The organism is Desulfurobacterium crinifex (genome assembly GCF_054656775.1).
On the sequence record NZ_BAAHXO010000004.1, the window covers coordinates 1,649,145 to 1,668,203 of the forward strand.

Annotated in this window: 12 protein-coding genes; 4 read left to right on the forward strand and 8 right to left on the reverse strand. The window is 37.5% G+C overall.

What is annotated here, in order from left to right; translation table 11 throughout:
- Nucleotides 1-171: 171 nt before the first annotated feature.
- Genes ACYQ3A_RS10540 through murJ form a run of 3 tightly spaced genes read right to left on the reverse strand, consistent with a single transcriptional unit; the run spans nt 172 to nt 3,367 of the window.
- A complete protein-coding gene (locus tag ACYQ3A_RS10540; protein WP_459897273.1) occupies nt 172-1,086 on the reverse strand; it encodes a branched-chain amino acid transaminase in 915 nt (304 codons plus the stop codon).
- The gene (gene lgt / locus ACYQ3A_RS10545) at nt 1,083-1,844 is read right to left on the reverse strand and encodes a prolipoprotein diacylglyceryl transferase (protein ID WP_459897274.1); all 762 of its coding nucleotides are present in this window, start codon (nt 1,842-1,844) and stop codon (nt 1,083-1,085) included. Before lgt ends, ACYQ3A_RS10540 begins: the two co-directional genes overlap by 4 nt.
- An 11-nt stretch (nt 1,845-1,855) precedes the next feature.
- A complete protein-coding gene (gene murJ, locus ACYQ3A_RS10550) occupies nt 1,856-3,367 on the reverse strand; it encodes a murein biosynthesis integral membrane protein MurJ (protein WP_459897276.1) in 1,512 nt (503 codons plus the stop codon).
- Between the two features lie 140 nt (nt 3,368-3,507).
- Between murJ and ACYQ3A_RS10555 the strand changes: the two genes are divergently transcribed.
- The 4 genes from ACYQ3A_RS10555 to ACYQ3A_RS10570 all read left to right on the forward strand — a co-directional run bounded on the left by ACYQ3A_RS10555 (nt 3,508) and on the right by ACYQ3A_RS10570 (nt 7,523).
- The gene (locus ACYQ3A_RS10555; protein ID WP_459897278.1) at nt 3,508-4,803 is read left to right on the forward strand and encodes an NAD-binding protein; all 1,296 of its coding nucleotides are present in this window, start codon (nt 3,508-3,510) and stop codon (nt 4,801-4,803) included.
- Complete coding sequence (locus tag ACYQ3A_RS10560; protein ID WP_459897279.1) at nt 4,800-6,242, forward strand: TrkH family potassium uptake protein; 1,443 nt, start codon at nt 4,800-4,802, stop codon at nt 6,240-6,242. Before ACYQ3A_RS10555 ends, ACYQ3A_RS10560 begins: the two co-directional genes overlap by 4 nt.
- 70 nt (nt 6,243-6,312) lie before the next feature.
- Nucleotides 6,313-7,017: a hypothetical protein gene (locus ACYQ3A_RS10565; RefSeq protein WP_459897281.1), complete on the forward strand. Its 705-nt coding sequence runs from the start codon at nt 6,313-6,315 to the stop codon at nt 7,015-7,017.
- Nucleotides 7,014-7,523: a hypothetical protein gene (locus ACYQ3A_RS10570; protein ID WP_459897282.1), complete on the forward strand. Its 510-nt coding sequence runs from the start codon at nt 7,014-7,016 to the stop codon at nt 7,521-7,523. Before ACYQ3A_RS10565 ends, ACYQ3A_RS10570 begins: the two co-directional genes overlap by 4 nt.
- 52 nt (nt 7,524-7,575) lie before the next feature.
- On the opposite strand, the gene ACYQ3A_RS10575 is transcribed toward ACYQ3A_RS10570, so the two are convergent.
- From ACYQ3A_RS10575 to ACYQ3A_RS10595, 5 genes are all read right to left on the reverse strand, one after another.
- Nucleotides 7,576-8,739, reverse strand: a complete 1,164-nt coding sequence (locus tag ACYQ3A_RS10575; protein WP_459897284.1) for a hypothetical protein — start codon at nt 8,737-8,739, stop codon at nt 7,576-7,578.
- A gap of 219 nt (nt 8,740-8,958) precedes the next feature.
- On the reverse strand, nt 8,959-10,617 hold the full coding sequence (locus tag ACYQ3A_RS10580; protein ID WP_459897286.1) for a hypothetical protein: 1,659 nt from the start codon (nt 10,615-10,617) through the stop codon (nt 8,959-8,961).
- Between the two features lie 82 nt (nt 10,618-10,699).
- Nucleotides 10,700-12,136 (reverse strand): carboxypeptidase regulatory-like domain-containing protein, encoded by a 1,437-nt coding sequence (locus tag ACYQ3A_RS10585; RefSeq protein ID WP_459897288.1) that lies wholly within the window; start codon nt 12,134-12,136, stop codon nt 10,700-10,702.
- A 68-nt stretch (nt 12,137-12,204) separates the two neighbouring features.
- Complete coding sequence (locus tag ACYQ3A_RS10590) at nt 12,205-17,868, reverse strand: PEGA domain-containing protein (RefSeq protein ID WP_459897290.1); 5,664 nt, start codon at nt 17,866-17,868, stop codon at nt 12,205-12,207.
- A 12-nt stretch (nt 17,869-17,880) separates the two neighbouring features.
- Nucleotides 17,881-18,996: a hypothetical protein gene (locus ACYQ3A_RS10595; RefSeq protein WP_459897292.1), complete on the reverse strand. Its 1,116-nt coding sequence runs from the start codon at nt 18,994-18,996 to the stop codon at nt 17,881-17,883.
- Nucleotides 18,997-19,059 lie beyond the last annotated feature (63 nt).

Below are 19,059 nucleotides of genomic sequence, written 5' to 3' on the forward strand. Positions count from 1 at the left end.
GTTTTTTAGAAAGTAACGAGCAACGAGAGACGATTGGCCTGTAACAAGAAATGGTTAAAAGACCTGTTACGCATCACTCATTACTCGTCACCCGTTACCAGACATCCGCTACTCACTATGAAAAACCTCTTGTACTTCCCTTAAACAAGGAGAAATTTTTATAGTTGTAGCTTAGTAAATTGGAATCAACCAGTGGGAGTACTTATCATTCTCTCCCTTGACGATTGAGAAGTAAACTTCCTGAAGTCTCTTCGTAACCTTTCCTATCTCTCCATTTCCGATAACCACGTGATCAACCTGAACAACAGGAGCAACCTGGGCAGCTGTTCCTGTGAAGAAGACTTCATCAGCAACGTAAATTTCACTCCTTAAAATCGGTCTCTCCTCAACCTCAATACCAAGCTCATTCTTTGCGAGCTCGATAACAGCATTTCTCGTAATACCCTCAAGAATATTGCTGTGGGACGGAGGAGTAATAAGCTTTCCATTTCTAACAATAAAAAGGTTCTCTCCACTACCTTCAGCTACTGTTCCATCTGGATTGAGCATAATAGCCTCGTCGTAGCCGTTGAGAAGTGCTTCAGTTTTTGCAAAGGCACTGTTAACGTAGGCTCCTGCAACTTTACACCTTGCTGGAATCATAGTGTCGTTGATTCTGTGAAATGAAGAAGTTTTAGCTTTTAAACCTTTTGAGAGATCCAGATAATCTCCAAGAGGAAGTGTGTAAATTGCTATCTCTGTTCTATAACCGATAAGCTTTGGAGAAATTTTTAGATCCGCAAAGTAGGCAATTGGTCTAATGTATGTATCTTCTCTGTGTTGACATTTCCTTAAAAGTTCCACAGTTATATCAACCAACTCATCGGCATTTTTTTCAACCTGAAGATTCAGAATCTTACAGTTCTTCAGCATCCTTTCGTAGTGTTCTTTAAAGAAAAGTCCAAAGAGCTGCTGCTTCTCTTCATTCCAGTAAGCTCTGATTCCTTCAAATACAGCAGTTCCGTAGTGAAAAGAGTTTGTCTGAATATTTATGTTGGCTTCCTCTATTGGAACAAATTTACCTTCAAAATAGGCATACTTCTTCATTCAGCTCCTCCTGCAACTTTTCTTCTGTAATAGACAATAACAAAACCTGCAGCCATCATTATAATACTTATCACCTGATTGTTACTTAAGAAACCGAGAATATCCTTTGGAGTTGCCCTCCAGAACTCAATGAGAAACCTGAAGATACCGTAGAGAACGAGATAAAATCCAAAAATCTCTCCAGCAGCCTTTCTCCTGCGGTAGAGAAGATAGAGAATTCCAGCAATTAGAAAGTTGGCAACAGAAGATATTGGCTGGGTTGGACACAGGGGAATTCCTAAGGGAGCAGCCGAGTGGGGATCATGAAACGTAATTGCAAATGGAGCATGACACTCCTTTCCATAACAACAGCCTGCCATGGTGCAGCCAATCCTTCCAAATCCAAGCCCAACAGAGAGTGGAATTGAAGCGATATCTGCAAACTTCCAGACAGGTATTTTTCTTTTCTTCACAAAGTAGAAAGCTGTCAGAGCTCCAAAAATCACTCCTCCATACCAGACAAGTCCCCCTTCCCAGAAGTAGAAAATTCTGTACCATGGATTGAGATACTCAGGATTGTAGATGAAGAAGAAAACTCTTGCACCAACTATACCTGCTATAACCGACCAGAAAGCTGTATCCGCAACATCCTTATTCGGGATTCCCTCTTTTTCTGCCAATTTCATCAGTATAAGAGAACCAAATAAGATCCCGAGAGCAACCATAACACCGTAGGTGTAAATCGTTATTGGACCAATTTTGAATAGTATCGGGTGCACTTAGAACCTCCTTAGCCTTTGATAACCTCTATAAATCTGTCCTTTGCAGCAAACAGAACCACCATGTAAACAGATGCAGCCAGCAGGATAGTGAATAATACTGCCATTACTTTAAAAGGGAAATAGCTAATTGAAAAATAAACAAAGGTACCAGCTACGGAGACAACTGCAACGGGAATAGAGTAAATGGTGTAGCTTATCGTCTTGCGGATTATCTCCTTTGCAATCTTCAGTTTGAATTTCCTTTCGAGACCCTTCACAAGAATAGAAACGTTGAGAAAAGATGTCAGGCTCGTTCCAAGAGCCAACCCGACAACTCCAAGCCCCAGAACAAAGCACAGCAGGAGGTTTACAAATAGATTGAAAATCAGTGTATAGGCTGAAACAACAACCGGAAATCTGTACTCGTCTAAGGAGTAGTATGCGTTTGTAATAATTTTTTCTAAAGAAAAAAAGTAGAGTCCAACAGAGTAACCGACAAGAACTCCATAGGTAGCGTTAAGGGCGCCTTCTGTAAACTTTCCGTGGTTGAAGACGAGGTCAACCATCGGTTTTCCAAAGAAGATCAGTCCGAAAGTCGCTGGAATGATGATTGCAGAACAGAGGAGGATTCCGTTTATTAATTCTTCTCTATGCTTCTTTCCATCATTAGAACGTTTTGCAAGTCTTGGAAGAAGAACCTGAGAAAGACCAATAGCAAACATTCCTAAGGGAAGCTGAACAAATCTGTTGGCATAGTATAAGTAGGAGATAGCTCCTGTCTTCAGGAAAGAAGCTAAGACCGTATCTATAAGCATTGAAAACTGTCTTACGGCAAATCCGAATATTCCAGGAATAATATTTTTCAGGGTTCTCTTAACATCTTCTGTAACTTCGAATCTGGGTTTCACCATAAAGCTGAATTTTTTGAGAAAAACGAGCTGGAGAAGGACCTGGAGCACTCCACCAACTACTACTCCAAGTGCAAGAGATTCAATTGAAAGCTTTCCTGAAAGAAAAACTGCAGAGATAATAATTGCCAGATTAAAGAGGGCTGTTGAAAAAGCAGGAGCAAAAAAGTGTTCAAAACCGTTGAGGATTCCACCATAAAAGGCAACGAGACTAACAAAGAGAATGTATGGGAACATTTCTCTGAGTAGTTTTACTGAAATATCAAAGTACTCTCCTGAAATCCCAGGAGCTACAATCTTCACTATCAAAGGAGCTGCTATTTCACCTATTAAAACTGTTAAAATTAATGAGAAAAGGAGAATAGAGAAAAACCTCTCAGCGAAAAGCCTTGCCTCATAGGTGGATTCTTTTAGCTTTTTAGCAAAGGCAGGTGTAAAGGCGGAACTAAATGCTCCTTCTGCAAAAATTTTTCTCAAGAGGTTTGGAATTCTGAAAGCAATAAAGAATGCATCTGTTAGAGCTCCTGCACCAAAAAAGGCAGCAATAATTATGTCTCTAATAAGCCCTAAAACCCTGCTGCAAAATATGGAGATTGATACAATTAAAGTTGATCTAAAAACCGATTTTGACATAGCATGAGAATTGTATATAGTGAATGGTAAATTGTGAATAGTGAGCGGTTAATTTAGAAGAACCCCTTATATTTCCCTTAAAAAGGGGAAAATTCCATGGGTGACAAGTTGGGTTAATACAGTTAATACAATAGTGGTGGATGATGAAGGTTTGTATTATCGGTGCTGGTGTTGTTGGAAGTTATCTCGCAAAGAAACTTTCAAAAGAGAACTACGAAATAGCCGTCGTGGACACAGATAGTAGCAAGATAGAGCAACTAACCTACAGTTACGACATCCTTGGAATAAACTGCAATGCTCTCGAAATAAACTGTTTGAAAGAGGTCGAAAACTTCGATTTATTCGTAATTGTTACTGAGAGTGACGAGAAAAACATTGCAATAGCAGTTCTTCTTAAATCTCTTTTCCAGAAAGAGAATATTATTGTCCGTGTCAGCAATAAGGCATTTTCTTCTCCACCGGTTAGAGAATTTCTTCAGTGTGAAACTGTCAATGTTCTCTCGGAAACAATTCAAACAGTTCTTTCTATCATTAAATATCCATTTGCACTTTCCACAGTAAGGCTGGAAAACGATGGAATTTTGATTTTCAAATATCTTGTAAAAGTGGAAGATTTCCTTGCAGGAAAACAGATTTCTGAGCTCAGGAATATAAGAGATCAGGTAGAGTTCACGATCGTTGCTATTGAAAGAGAGAATGAGGTAATCATACCTTCAGGAAAAACCTTCATATATCCCGGAGATAAAATCCACATAGCAGTAAAAGAGGAAAAAATTTATGAGTTAGTAGAGGCTTTAGGAATAAAACTTTCTCCCATAAAGTTTGTATTTGTTCTTGGTTATTCAAAGATTACCGAAGAACTTCTGAGAAAACTCTCAGAGATAAAAGAACTAAAAATCAAATTCCTGTCTCCAGACAAAAGAATATGTGAAACAATTTCTGGTAACTTTCCCAACGTGTCAGTTTTTCATGGAGAACTCACAGATGTAGAACTGCTAAAGTCCGAGAACATCGGCAACGCAGATCTGACAATATCACTTACAGAAGACGAGGAAACAAACATACTCTCTGCCATTTTAGCTAAAAGGCTTGGAGCAAAGAAAGTTTGTTCTCTGGTTATTCATCCAGAATATGAAAAAATAGTTGAATCAATCGGTATAGACGTTCCATTGATACCTAGAAAACTAATAGCTTCCAAGGTTTACAGAAGCTTGAGCAAAAGAGGAATTCTGGAACTTCTGGAACTTTCTGAAAATATAGACATAGTGGAATTTAGCATATCTTCTGAACTATCGGGGAAAAAAGTCTTCGAACTTGGAAACGGAACCTGCAACCTTATAGTTGCAGTCAAGAGAGGAGAAAAAGTTTTCCTTGCCAGAGGAGACACAGAACTTAAAAAGAATGACACAGTTATCTGCATAGAGAAGAAAAAATGAGATTATCAGTAGTTTATCGATACGTATCCTTATTACTATTCATACTTTCACTTTCATTCCTGTTTCCTGCTGTATACTCCTTCTACGAAGGAGACGGTCTCTTTATGGACTACATGTATCCACTCATACTCTCATTTGCTCTTCTTCTTATAGGTCTCCAAATTAGGAGCAAAGAACTAAACATCAAAGAATCTATTCTTACAGTGGTTCTCGTCTGGTTTTTATTCCCCGCCCTTTCCGCCCTCTTTTATATTGAATCTGGCGCAATACATAGCTTTGCTGATGCCTACTTTGAATCAGTATCAGGATTCACAACGACAGGGGCATCAATACTTAAAGATATTGAGAGCTTGCCGAGAAGTGTTCTCCTCTGGAGATCCACAACCCACTGGGTAGGAGGAATTGGATTTGTTGTTTTTGCTCTTTCTATTCTTCCAGTTTTTGGTGCAGGTGGTGCTCAACTTATGAGGTTTGAAGCCTCAAAGGCGGTAGAAGAAAAAGTATTGCCAAAAGTAAAGGAAGTAGCAAGAACCATTCTTATTGTTTATCTCATCTTGACAATTCTTGAAATTATCCTGCTTTTAGCTTCAGGCCTTAGTCTTTACGAAGCAGTCAACCACACATTTGCCACAGTTGCAACAGGAGGCTTTTCTACAAAAAACACAAGTATTGGAGCTTTTCACTCATTCGCTGTAGAGATGATTATAGCCGTCTTTATGATTCTGGGTTCAATAAACCTTTCTCTCTACTACAGAGCCTTTAAAGCAAGAAGTCTTAAAGTTTTTCTCTCATACTACGAAGTCAGAAGCTATTTGACCATTATAGCCATTTCTACAATCTTCACAGTATTCATTCTTTTAGAAAACCACGTTTATCACGATCCAATAACAGCATTTCGCTATGGATTCTTTCAGGTAACCACTGCCGCATCAACTACAGGTTTTTCTTCAACAGACTATTCCAATTGGCCTCCTGTTATTCTGGCACTTCTTATGATACTTTCTCTAATTGGAGCATCGGCTGGCTCTACAGCAGGTGGAATAAAGCAGTTCCGATTCTTGGTCATGCTCAAAACAATATACAAAGAATTAAAAAAAACAACTCATCCACGCCTTGTTTATAAAATCTCTTTGGGAAATAGGATTCTGGAGCTCTCTGTCCTTAACACAATATGGGCTTTTATTTCTCTCTACTTCATGACAACTATAATTTTTGGATTTATTATTTCAATCTCTGGATACGACTTAATTACTTCCTTTTCCGCCTCCATAGCTTGCATCACCAGTCTTGGTCCAGGACTTGCCAAAGTCGGTCCAGCAGGAAACTTTTCTTTCTTCTCTGATTTTGACAAACTTCTCTTATCCTTAGAAATGATCCTTGGAAGACTCGAAGTTTTTTCCATTTTCACTCTTCTACTACCTTCATTCTGGAAAGAGTAAAATGTATTTGCCATCAATTATTATTAAGATTATACGGTTCAGACACCTATTCAATTCGGAGGAAAGCAACATGCTCCACCACGTATCACGCATCTCACTTTCCGCTCTGTTACTAATCACTGCTCACTGTTCACTTTTCACTATTCCCGCAAACTCCTCTGCTCCACCCCCTATTCCAGCATTACCACTCCCTTCAAACAATGAAACTGAAGATTCAGCAGAGGAAAAACCGATAATAGAACCTCCTCCTTCAGTGAAGTTGAACGTTCCTCCACCAGGAAACGAGGAAGAAGCTTTTAAAAGAATAAAGGATTACAGGATTTTAATAAATATAATTCCCCCAGGAACTTCTCAAGAACAAATAAAAAAACAGCTTTTCGGAGAATACAAAGAACTTGTAGAACCTTACTTAGAGGAAGAAGAAAATGTAGAAGAAAATAATGCGGACAATTATTATTCTAAGCATAGAGAAAATACAGAGTCCAGAGAAAACTTCTATCGTACAGAAAGATATACTCAAGATTTCGAAGAAAAGAAACCTTTAAAAGCTATAGAACATAGACAACAAATAAAATCCTTAGATTACTCAAAAGAAAATAAAACAAGTTTAGAAAATAAACCAGAAAAAAATGTAAAAAGAAGTAACAACATTTATCAAGGAGAAAAGGAAGAAGAATCTTCCCTTCCTGTACTTCCAATCATATCCTTCGCTATAATTTCAGCAATAGCCTTACTATTTCTAAAAATCCTGAAAACTTTCGGAGGCGAAAAATGAAAAAAATCCTGCTCCTCTCCCTTTTCACCTTTCACCTTTCACTTTTCACTCCTCACTCCTCACTATTCACTCCAACTTTTGCCTCAACCCAAATCTCTCGTCCTCCGTCCACAATTCATATAAAGCTTCCAAAACCAAAGAGCAGAGAAGAAGCTATCCAGAGAATACCTGACTATATTATCCTCAATATGATACTTCCTCCTGTCATAGACAGAGAAAATTTAAAAAAGGAACTCTTTGGTAACTACAACAAAGAGATTGAAAAACTGATAAATAAAAAAAAGATAGATATGAAAAAGTTGACAGCTATCATTTCCCAAGAAATGAAGAAGAAGGATTTCTCTCCCCAAAAGCTAAAAGAAAAACTTCTTGTAATTATTTCAAATTCTTTAACTTCCTCAGCAAAACCTGTATATGACAAAGAAGGGGTTGCTCTTGGCATATTTGCAGCTATCGTAGTAGCTTTACTTTCTACTCTATCCCTATTAATTAGGGAACAAGATTAAATTACAAAATGGATGGTGAGCAGTTATTCACCACTCACCATTCACTAACTTTCTAAAACTCTATACTCTCCCAGCTTCCAAAAGAGACATTTCCAATTCCATGTACATCAGGTTCAGTCGGTTCCCAATGCCAATCACCATCTACATCGTGAAAGATAATAATTTGAAACTGATGTTGATCATTATAGTTGTTAATATCTCCATGAAGAACACACCTATCTCCAAAACTTCCATCACTATTTATTTGACAAACAATACCACCCCAATCACCGTCAATTTGTTCTACATCAGGAGTGATTCTTATTTTCAAGTCATCAGAAATCGTTCCATTATAAGTAACTCTTCCAGAAATTACATTTGAATAATCCTGGGGAGTTTCTTCTTCGTTGAATTCTTCCCAGAACTGCTCACAACTTTCCACCTGAATGGAAATAAAGTTACCCCACTTTACAAGTTCACCATTTACATAAAATTTCCCATTTACTATCTTTCCATACACACCCTCTTCAGGAAGAGCAAAAGGACTTATAGCTTTACCCACCTTTGTAATGGTTCCGTTCTCAGTTTCACATGTAGTAACAAGAGTGCCATCCTCCACTGTATAAGTGCAAATACCAACTATATTATTTTCATCATTTCTATAGACAACTGTTCCATTGTCATAGTAAGTTGAACAAATCCCTGTTGGTTCCCAATCCGCTATTTCAGGATTGTACCAGAAACCAACTCTACTTCCATTGGTCAAACCTGCCAGAATCTCTTCATCAGTTGGTTGAGGTACATTTATAACTGCACAACTCGTCCTATAGATTCCATTCTCTTCATAGTTAACACATAAAGTGTTGTTGTCAGCCCATACAATTTGATGGTAATTACCATCATCGTCCACAATTGTCATATTATCCAGGGTACCTGTTCCTTCAAATTCCGGATTAGAACAATTAGTAAGAGTAAATGTCCTATTTCCATCATACTGGAATTGACATGTAATTGCTTCGTCTTCAAAAATAGTAATTACCCTGCCATTAGCACCGTTAAGAAAAACAGGAATGTTTGGAGAAATAAACTCTTCAAATCCCTCTTCAGATGCATTATCTGTAGTTCCTGTTATACTACAAAACTCCACACTTACTGGTTGTATGGTCTTTATCCAAAAGCCTTCGTAAGGTCTAATAGAAGTAAAGCTATCTATACCATACTGTTGAATTAAACTCATAATAGTCTGGTTTGGACTCCATGCTTCCCAAACTCCATTATTCCATTTCCAGAGAATATATATTTCTTGTTTTTCAAAAGTCGAAACATCCATTTGACAAGAAGTCCCTTTTAGATTCCATCCCCTTTGGAGATCCACTGTTTCTGACAAAACCGAACAATAAAAAGATAAAACAAATAATGATGCCAACGGTAAAATTTTTCTCATCTTTTACCTCCATTAATCAATTTTTTTTATCCAGTATCCTTTTCCTCTTCCAACCTCATCAATTAACTCCACTCCATAGCTGGAAATAACAGAATTTATGAGAGAATCAGAAGAATAAAATTTCCATTTATCGTTTTCATACGACCACATAATGAAATTAGAGCTTTCGTTGTCTAACACTTTTCCTAAATCAGAAACAGGAATGGATAATCTTCCAAAGGTAATGAGCATCCAATCGAGAGAAACAGTTTGTTTTTTCTCCAGAATAGATTCTCCGTTATAAAAGGGATTTTCTAAATCCTCCGAAAGCTTTATCCAAAAACCGCTTAAAGCAGGAATAGTATGATTTTCACTAAGTACTCCTATTTGTCTCAAGACATCGTTTATATACTCATTATCACTCCAAGCAGTCCACCGATTATCTTTGAAAATCCATAAAACATAGTCATTAAATACTTCAGATGAATTAGATAACTCAACATTAAAAGGATTCGCGATCAAATTCCATCCACTATGCAAACTTAGTCGATCATCCTCAGTTACATTAGCCAAAAAGCTTTTAAGAGTTACAGAATCCATATATGTCTTTGCTACAACTCCTATGGACTCTTGGTTAAAATTAAAAGCAATGAACGGAAGTTCATCGTATTCATTAAATTGAGAAGTTACATTTTCAAGAAGGAAAACGCCATAAGTTCCTACCTCAGGAGGAGACTCATAGGAATAGACTGGCGGAGTTTGCAAATACTCCATAAATGGAAAGCAACTATTTTCCCTACTATAAACACAGCTAATCAATTCTAAAAGAACCTTAGAAAAGGTCTTTGTGAAGTAATTTTCTACTCCATTCTCTACATAATTGATAAAGTGTTGATACTCTCCAAATTTTTCAAAAGAATCTTTTACGAATTTAACTGTTTCTATTGAAAATTTGTAATACAAATATATTAAAAACGATGAAGTACCATACTCATGATAATGATTAAATGTTGTTATATCCATATAACTTGTCTCTATCCAATTGTTAACATAGTTCACAAAATCATTTACTTCTGGGAAAACCACAAACTCCATCCACACTGCTGAAGCTTCTAACCACCACATATCATCATATGAAAAATTCTCTAAGTAATCAGATAAATAGAAAAACTGAATCGTATGGAAAAACTCATGAGCAATAGTGGCTTTTAGGATATCATCAGATATTGAAGGATTGATAACAAAGAAAGGAGTTCCATCCGGATAAAAAGTAGCATATCCAGCATAATAGGAAGAGATGGTCACATCTTCTCCATATACAGGATTATATGCTCCTGTATTGGCTATATAAACATCAATAAAGTATCGATCACTATTTTCAGGAGAATGAAATCCCAGCTCCTCTACTTCTTTTTCCCAGACTTCTTCTATATATATCTTCAATCTTTGTACAAAATCAACAACTGAAGGAGGAATATTGTCTCCTGTAATTATTCTAAAATGTTCAGTATAAACAAATATGTTGCCAAAATCATCAGAAGCAGGAATATTTTCCTTAAGAGATGGATAACCCTCTGTTACTGCTCTATAAAGAGATGCATTTCTTATTATTATAAAATCCTTAATAGCATATGCTCCATCAGCAAATAGCAGAATCAAACATAACAACCAGAATAGGATTTTCCCATTCATCTTTTAACCCCACAAAACAATATCCCTCCCAGCAGAAAGGGAGGGATAACTATAAATTAAGTGAAAATTGTTATTTTTATCTTTATCTTTTTGGAGGTAAATCGTAGAAGTAGTAAAGTTCACTTGAGGAAGGTAGAAGTCTATAGAGTCCAAGTAAGCTATCACGCGAGCCACTTACTCCAAACAAACAATTATCTGTACATGGAACAAGTTGACCATTTACAATTTCAAATACTTTCCATGCATTTCCTACACCCTGAGGAACATGAAACTCCCTTACTGTTCCATCCAGCCAGTATACTGTTACAGTAGCTTCTGAACTTGATAATGAAGTGCTGTTAGTTACCCAGCCATAAGAGTAGTTATGAACATAATAACGATAAGTAGCATTACCATCAAGGTAATGAATTGTTATTGTTTCAGGACCGTAAGAAGAGGTGTCATCTCTATCAAGATCAGCTTCATCTGATGGATGCATATTATAATATGCAACATGATAATCTACCTGACATGAAGTACCATTATCTGTACCATTATCTGTTCCATTATCCTCACAATGAAGTTTAACAAGATGAGAATCAAGATCGGAAGGATTAGCACCCCATGTTAAAACAATTCTTATTCCTTCTCCTTCAAGAAGAGGAGCTAATGTGAAGTCCATAGTAATATTATCAGAAACACTTATATTTCTGTGTGAAGTAACATAACCTTCCTTTCTAAAGGAAAAAGTATAGTAACCGTTCTCCAATTCTATCTGGAATTGGCCGTTAGCATCAGTTACATTACTTGCAATAACATAACCATCATAGTTATTAAACCCTTCTCTAACTTCTACTGTTGCATTTGCAATGGAGGTATCATTAACTGCATCTATAACTCTACCACTAACCACATACCTCTGAGACTCCTGCGAAATTGGAACTAACGTAACTTGCTGATATTGAACTACATTTCCAACAGCTTCCACCTCCCCTGTAAAGTCCATATAACCATCTTTTCTTATAAGCAGTTCATATCTACCTGGAGGAACCTCAATAGTCCATGTTCCGTTATCATTTGTCATCGCCTGGAAAATTTCCTCTCCTCTTAAAATCACAGAAGCTTCTTCTACAGGCACACCGTGGACATCCACAACACTTCCTCTAATTTCAACACTGCTTGGGATAACATCCCTATTAACCTTTACCCACGCACCCTGGCCTACCTCAACAACTACGGTAGTTCCTCCTCCCGGAATAACTTCTACCTCTGAAAGATATTGGCTTACCAGACTTTCATAATCGGCTCTCGGCGAAGCAAATTTCCATCTCTTATATCTATTATCATACGTCCAGATATATTCAAGGGCATCTCCGAGAATGTTCAAATCCTCTCTTGTAACATTCTCTTCTGCTCCTACTAAGTTCCATCCTTCATAAAGAACAGGAGCATCAGCCATTGAATTATCAGTATTTAGCATACTTAATGCAATAAAAAAAGTACCCACTGTTAACATTGTCCGAAACTTCTTATCCTTCATATCTCCCTCCTTAAATTTTAGATTTACAATTCTTCAAAAGGGAGGGAGAAACCCTCCCAGTAAATAAACTATTCTCCTGGTGTACTTTCTATATTCAGCGTTCCATTTGTTGAATAACCTGGAGATGCAGGAGGAAATTCAATATTTACATTAGGAACTACCTCTACATATATCGTCGCATTTGCACTGTTTTCCCCATTATCGACTTCTCTAACCGTAACTTTTACTGTTGTCTGACCCACTGCTAACCCTTGAATACGGATAGAGTTATCTTCTACTGTTGCATTAACTATATTCTGATCAGCAACTTCCACGCTATAACTCAACTCGTCTCCCTCTGGATCAAAGGCTCTAACTTCCACTGTAGCATTCTCTCCCTCTCTAATTGTTAGTGACTGAGGTTGAACTTCTACAGCAGGAGGTAAGTTTAAGCCATACTCCATTCTACTCAGGGTTACTTCTTGGTAACCATCTCCATCTCTATCTACTAAACCTGCTCCATTAAGAATAATACTTCCATCTTCTTCCACTTCAAGAGTTCCACTTATAGATAGATAATTCCCATTCTGAGTGTAAATTTCAATTTCGTAAGTTCCTGGTAAAAGTTCCATTTCAACATAATTGTTGGTTCCATTATCATTAGACACTTTATGGGCAACAAGCTCTCCTTCCCTGTACACATTAACATATACGTAGTCATCCCTTACGGATTCACCATTACTTAGAACAAACTCTAAGTCAACTCTTTTTCTCTGATCATCTGCAACTTCTCTGAAAATGTAAAGATCATCACTAAAGTCAAATTCTCCATTCCTATTAACAGCTACAACATAAACAGTATTTGTTCCCGGAGCAAGACGGTCAAGAGATAGAGAGTAATCAAGTCTGTACCTGTGATTTTCCTGATCCTCGAGGGTCAAATAGGATGTACCAAGTGGTATTGGGGTATCATTAACCACAATTGCAAGTCTCCTTTCCACATCATTACTACCGTCAAAATTCTCAAGAATAGCGTGAAGTTGGATAGTTCCGCTGGTAACAAATTCTGGAATCGTTATCTCTCCAGGTGAATATTCTGTTCCTGGAGGTAAAGTTGGATTATCCCAGACTACTCTTGGAGAACCAGTAACAGCTTCTTCTGTTCTATTAACGGAAAGAGTTATATCTGTACGATGTCCAGCTTCCACTTCTATTTGTTGAGGAGTTGCATAATAAGGAACTCCTGACAGACTATAACATATCCCCTGTAACGTGTAATGTCCTGTTGGAACTGAGATAAATCTAAACTCTCTCGTTTCAGCATCCGGTATTACTGAATCCACAGGATTAAAGTTTTCATCATAAAGGGTAGCTACAAATCCTTCCCCTTCATCAAGGTTACATCCTTCAACTCTTCCATTTATAGAACCGATGTTCGGATAATACTCGAAGTAAACAGGCTCAGCAAATGTAGCTCCCTTATCGTTTGTTGCAACTAAGATTACAGAAGAAATACCGGATTGAAGCGGAACACCTATAACGAATTCCCCTGTTGCTTCATCTATTTGAACTTGTGACCTAACGTTGTCCCCATTTACTAATGTACTAATGGAAATCGTATCAGAAACCACATCCGTTTCATTGTCTCTATCCATAACTACACCAGTAATAATTCCTACTCCTCTATCATAATCAACATAGTAGGAACCAATAGAAATTTGAGGTTGATAATCTCCAGCCTGCCGTACAGGAGTTAGATTTACAGTTATAGTTTTATCCTCGTCCATCTGAACAGTTGTTACATAAGGCTCATATCCTTCTTTACTAATAATTACTTGCTGTCTTCCCTCAAGGATATCAGGAATTGTAGGTAGTTGTCCATTCAGACCAGGAATGTACCTATAAGTCAGGGTTCCATTTTCTCCTACAGTGTAAGTTACCTGTCCTCCATTAGCGGATCTTACTCCCGTTACAGTTATCTGAGTTCCTGCAGTAGCACTTGGAGAGTCATCTCCGTTAACTCTTAAATCAATAGTTAAGGAATGTGTTACTTTAGGTCTTAAAGAAATATCCACATTCCTTACAGTCCTTTGATAGTCTTCATGCTCAAAAGCAGGAACGTTCACATATCCAGAAGGATAGTAATCGAACCTTTCTGCTGAAAGTCTTACAAACGAAAGCTCTCCATTCATATTACCAAACATAAATGGAACTTCAAATCTATAAGTTCCCCTTCTATCTGATACGTCGCTTGTGTAATAAGTAGCTTCACTTGGCACTTCAGCAACAGGAGCAACCGCTATATCACTAATATCAAGAAGTTCATCCGCCGAGTCTGCCTGAAGAGTTAAACCTTCTATGTGGAAAACAGCAGTTACACGATCATTGTTAGAAGTGGTATAACGCAGTACAGGAACAAGAACAACGCTTACTCCATCAAAGACAATATCTTTGTCTGCATTTCTAAGATTGTTTGAAGAAATACCTGCCTCCTCAGCAACTTCACTTACATTTCTATGTAAAGCTTTTATTATGCCATCTTCGGAAATAGTTCTAATCAACCTCCTGAAAGTCACTACATTATCAGGAGCTGTTACAGTTCCATTTTCCAAAGCATACCTACCAGCCTTAGCAACCCAGAACTCCTCATTTCCGTATAAATACTCCACAAAATCACCTATAGAGAATAGATCTTCAAGAGTAAGAGGATCTCCGTTTTCATTGTTACCTATAAGCTTCCACTTATAAGTATCTCCTACTTTTGTAAGAGCCACAGTAGCAACTGTATTATTATCGACATCTTTCAAATCAGCAACCAACTCTACATTCCAATCGATAGAAAAGGAATTACCAAGCATTGAAGTATCAACAGTTATTGAGAAAGGAGAAGGATACTCACTTGCTCTTGGATTGTATCCTCCATATAAGTTAATTGCTCCTTCTCTCCATCCAATAGAGTTAAGGAGTATATCTAATTCATCAAATGACATATTTTGTGGTTGAATAATATCGCCATTCTCATCCGTTTCCAGCTGTATAGTAGTTCCATTTGCTAAATCCACCTTAATTGCAACTTCATTTGAAGGAGCAGCAGATGAAGTGCTTTCAAGTAGTTTTCTTTCACTTATGGTTACCTTAAACTCTCCTATCTTTCTTCCGTAAATCTTGTCTGCAGAAAGTTGATCAATACTTCCTGTTTCATCATTAACAACATCTGTTAAGTTATCGCTGACTGCAAGTTCGGTATAATCTGGATTACCATCACCATCAATATCGTGCTCAACTTTTACTGCAATCTCAAAGGTTCCTGAAATATCCTCAAGAACAATATCTGGATCCGTTTGTTTCTTAGCTTCTAAAAGTTTAGCAATTACTTCTTTGAATGAAACAAAATTTCCATCTCTACCTTGCCCTGATTTTACTTCTATCCATGCTTGTTCAGAAACTCTCGGAAGGAATCCCAATCCACCAAAAATCCTTTCATTAGTCGTAGTATCAGGATAAGTAGAAGAAGGTTTCTTTCTAACATACCATGTATACTTAGCAAATGAATCAAGCCCAACTTCTATTCCATCAAAACCATCACGGTTTGTGACAACAGCTCTATCAAGAGAAATCGGATTTATTAAAGTAACCTTTGCATTTGTTACAGCTTCCCCATTAGACTGATCTATTACCCTTCCTGTAATTAAAGCCGTTTGTGGAATTGGAGTAAGGGTAATATCCTGAGATATTGATGTATCCTCCATAGATGGAGTTATAGAAATAAATTCCCTGTAGTAATCAGGATGAGTAACTGTCACTGGAATTGTAGCTCCCGCTGCTGTCATAGAAAGGGTTGCGCTAACAATTCCATTATCATCCGTAGTATAGGTTCTATCTCCAATTGTAACGAGAGCATTCGGTACAGGATTTCCTTCCGTATCTTTAATGTTGAGAGTTACGTTGATTTGAGAAACCTGTCTTTCTCTGTAAACAACTGCTAATGGGTAAAATCCGTCATAACTCTGGTTAATTCCCACATTGTTGATTCTAATAACATAATCAGAACCTATTCTTCTAACAGCACTTTCTTCTCCTCTTATAGTTCCAGTAATATCATTTACTCTAAGCAAAGTAGCTACAGCCCTTGTATCAGTTGGATCTACTGAAACATCCCCTATTTTCTGCCACCGTAGGTTACCAGAAGCATCTGGTTTATAACACCACAGCTCTAACTTCGCAGTAGGATTTGTTCCCCCACTCCTTGCAATAATATCCTCTATAGGAATTCCATTAAATTCGTACTGCCCAGCATTTCCTCTTGGAACTCCTATGTAGAATCTGTCAACGTCACTTGAATGGGTTTCATCACGCACAAAAAGTTCGCTAAACTTTGCTTTATCAATAGGTAAAACTCTACCCGTTAAACCACTCTTTAAAACAAAGTCCACACCAGCAACAACTGCAGAAACTGGATATTCTTGGTTTTCAGTCTCTACAACTCTCTCTAACTCATCCTGATATGAAATCCTTGTACCTACAGTACTTGCGAGTCTGAAACTTCTTCTTACAGTGTACTCATTAAGATGATAAACAAGATTCCTTAAAATCTTCCATCTACTTGGAGCTGCATCAAGCAAAATACGTTGAGATGTAAGAGTATCACTTGAAATAGTACTATTAGAAGTAGTATATTCTTCAACTGTTGACGTTCCTGTTGAAAGAACAGCGTAATATACCTGGTTACCTTCAATTCTTAACCTATAGGCAACATAACCAGGAAACTGTACTAAAATTTCATCTCCTGCTTCTACTCCTTCCAGGGAAATGAATCCACGCCCATCTGTAGTTCCTAAGAGTTCGGTATCGTTATCGGTAATCTTATAAACTTCTGCCCCACTTAAAACCTGAGGAGCTGAGCCAGGCGCTATACCGTAAACATAAACCACGGGATTTTGAAGCTGGACAGTAGTACCGCTAACAATACTTTGAATTTGTTCATCTGATGGTGGATTTGTAGGATTACCATTTACTACAGAAATAGTATATACTGTACTTTCCTCGTGTGTATTTCCGTCTATCGTAACAACGTCTATAGAACCAGAATAGTCAGAAGGAAGATTAGTTAATATGTTTGATATACTACTTCCTGTAAGCTGACTTGTATCAATGGAAACACTTTCACTATCTGCAAAAAACCTAAGTATTACACCCTCAGAAGTTGTTACCTCTCCTACCTGCTTTTTGACTTTAACCCAATACCCCTGACCGGGCTGGAAGGAGTTGACTGTTAGTGGAGAAAGAACATAGTGACCAGGATTAAACGGATCTTCAACATAACCAAATGCTGTTACCGTTTCTATCTTGTAGCCCCTCGTTTCTAAGGAAGAGAAATCAGAAACTAAACCTACCATATTCCATCCTGCATGCAAGGTGGGAGTAACAACTTCATTAGTTGTGGGAATATCTATTGTAGTATCACTAGAACTCTTAATCCAATACCCCTGACCGGGCTGGAAGGAGTTGACTGTTAGTGGAGAAAGAACATAGTGACCAGGATTAAACGGATCTTCAACATAACCAAATGCTGTTACCGTCTCCACCTCTCTAAAATTCTGAACCCTAGCAGTTCCTTCTGAAACAGGCCTATAGTTTAGAGCAACAAAATTCCAACCGCGATGAAGCTCTATTTCTTGAGCTTTGACCTGGCTGAAAGAAAACAACGCAGATGCAATTAGATAAGAAGAAAGCATAACCAAATTCTTCCGCATCTCCTACCTCCTTTATTCAAATTCGGAAACATATATATTCCCTTGAATTTCATCCAAAGGAATTCCATCAAAATCTATAGTAAATGTATAGTTTCCAGGATAACTGACCTGATGAAGCGGATTTGAAATACCTAATTCATTTTCTAACTTATTCTCTACTAACTGAAGATTATAGGAAAAACAGTTATCTTCACCATTACATCTACTAATAGCACTATTTAGAACAGAATCAGCACTGTTATTAATCAGTTCAACTGGATTAATTTGAGATCCAGTAGAATCGGTTCCATTAATGTAAAGGATTGCTCCAACTGGTACTTCTATATTACTTATCTCTATCTTTTTATTACTTTCGTCCCTGCAAACTTCCAAGTTTACTCCAAAAAGCCTAAGGGAAGCAGATCTTGAAGAAAGTGTATCATTAACACTTAAAGTTATTGTAACGTTATCAAATTCTTCACAACCATTTACATAAGGAGGATAAACAGAAATCTCAAGAGTTTTATTGTTGCTGAATTCTTCATCAGTCAAATGAACAGTGAGAACATTGTTTTCTACACTTGCTTCTCTACCAGAAACTGTTAGTTTTCTCAAAACAAATCTATCAAGTCGTTCAACTTCAACCCAGTAACCCTGGCCGGGCTGAAATGAAGTTACAGTCAAAGGCTGAAGAATATATCCACCTTCAAAGGGATCTTCAACATAACCAAATGCCGTCACATTCCTGATTCTGTACCCGTGCTCCAATCCCCATTCCCTGTAATTTTGCCCTTGCGAATCTATACTAACCATGTTATAGCCTGGGTACAACTCTGGTACAACCAACTCATCAGTAGTCGAAATATTTATTGTTGTATCATTCTCAACCTCAACCCAGTAACCCTGGCCGGGCTGAAATGAAGTTACAGTCAAAGGCTGAAGAATATATCCACCTTCAAAGGGATCTTCAACATAACCAAATGCCGTCACATTCCTGATTTCATAATAGCCAATATTGGCGGTTGCGTTTGACTCAAATTGATAGTTGAACCCTATAAAATTCCATCCTCTATGAAGTTGCAATTCCTGAGCGTAAGAACTCTCCCACATACTTGCGATTACCCCAACAACTAAAAAAGCTTTTTTCATATTTCCCCTCCCACTTTGCAACTCATTATTTATAAATTAAGGGGAGGTACTCCTCCCCTTACC